The following is a 1,411-nucleotide window of genomic DNA, read 5'->3' as shown; positions in this document are numbered from 1 at the left end:
TTCCGCGCGTAAGTCCAGCAGCGGTCCAGGCGAATGAGTGTGGAACCGTAATCTGCTTAACAGGTTAAAGATTAGTTTCGGTTGCAGGTTAATTTCCGTTGCAGGTTACCGGTTAGTAGGTTGCAGGTTAGTAGGTTGCAGGTTAGTAGGTTGCAGGTTGCAGGTTAATTTCAGTTGCAGGTTAGTAGGTTGCAGGTTCTCTAAAAAACAGTCAACCTACCCTACACCGAACCCCAAAGGCCAACAACCAGACAACCTTCAACCTTCAACCAGACAACCTTCAACCTTCAACCAGACAACCTTCAACCTTCAACCAGACAACCTTCAACCTTCAACCAGACAACCTTCAACCTTCAACCAGACAACCTTCAAGCCGAGACAACCGTCATCCTTGAACAGATTATGCCTAATCTAAAAGACATTCGCGATCGCATTAAGTCAGTCAAAAATACCCGGAAAATCACCGAAGCGATGCGCCTTGTGGCTGCGGCTAAGGTACGTCGTGCTCAACAACAGGTGACTGCCACCCGTCCTTTTGCTGACCGCTTAACACAAGTTCTCTACGGTTTGCAAAACCGGATGCAGTTTGAAGATGCCAATCTGCCCCTACTAAAAGAACGGGAAATCAAGAATGTAGGCTTGCTCGTCGTTTCAGGGGATCGAGGACTATGTGGCGGTTACAATACTAACGTTATCAAGCGTGCCGAAAACCGTGCAAAGGAACTACAGGAGAAAGGGGTTGGCTACAAATACGTGCTAGTTGGACGCAAAGCTATTCAGTACTTCGAGCGCCGCAATCAGCCAATTGATGCCAAGTACACCGGTTTAGAACAGATTCCCACAGCATCAGAAGCATCTATGATTGCTGACCAACTCCTCTCCCTGTTTCTGTCTGAAACCGTAGACCGGGTGGAGTTGATATACACCAAATTCGTCTCATTGATTAGTTCTCGACCTGCGGTTCAAACCCTGCTACCCCTAACAGCTAAGGGACTAGAATCACAGGATGATGAAATCTTCAGACTGACAACTAAAGGTGGTGAGTTCAAGGTGGAGCGGGAGGTAGTCACAAGGGGAACTACCGAGACTTTCCCCCGTGACATGATTTTTGAACAAGACCCCGTGCAAATCCTCGATGCCCTGTTGCCTTTATATCTAAACAACCAGTTACTACGGGCATTACAAGAGTCAGCAGCTAGTGAACTGGCTTGTCGGATGACAGCAATGAGTAATGCCAGTGATAATGCATCGGAACTGACTGGTAAACTAACCCTAACCTACAACAAGGCACGGCAAGCCGCAATTACCCAGGAAATTCTGGAAGTTGTGGGTGGTGCTGAAGCACTCGGTTAATTTCATTTTATTTAATTTCATTTATAGTCAGCTGCAAAGATTACCCGCGTCTGGAATA

At 47.0% G+C, this 1,411-nt stretch carries 2 protein-coding genes; both read left to right on the top strand.

From position 1 onward, the window contains the following. Positions 1–157: 157 nt before the first annotated feature. The gene (locus tag F6K20_RS38510) at positions 158–415 is read left to right on the top strand and encodes a hypothetical protein (protein ID WP_131826958.1); all 258 of its coding nucleotides are present in this window, start codon (positions 158–160) and stop codon (positions 413–415) included. Next, positions 403–1,353, top strand: coding sequence for a F0F1 ATP synthase subunit gamma (locus tag F6K20_RS38505; RefSeq protein WP_008181110.1), 951 nt, complete (start codon positions 403–405; stop codon positions 1,351–1,353). Before F6K20_RS38510 ends, F6K20_RS38505 begins: the two co-directional genes overlap by 13 nt. Positions 1,354–1,411: the final 58 nt, after the last annotated feature.

This window comes from Moorena sp. SIO2C4, from assembly GCF_010672485.1.
GTDB lineage: Bacteria > Cyanobacteriota > Cyanobacteriia > Cyanobacteriales > Coleofasciculaceae > Moorena > Moorena producens.
This window is presented reverse-complemented; position numbering and strand designations above follow the sequence as displayed.

Coding starts and splice junctions, on each gene's coding strand:
- F6K20_RS38505 (WP_008181110.1), top strand. CDS start 403: ATGCCTAATCTAAAAGACATTCGCGATCGCATTAAGTCAGTCAAAAAT.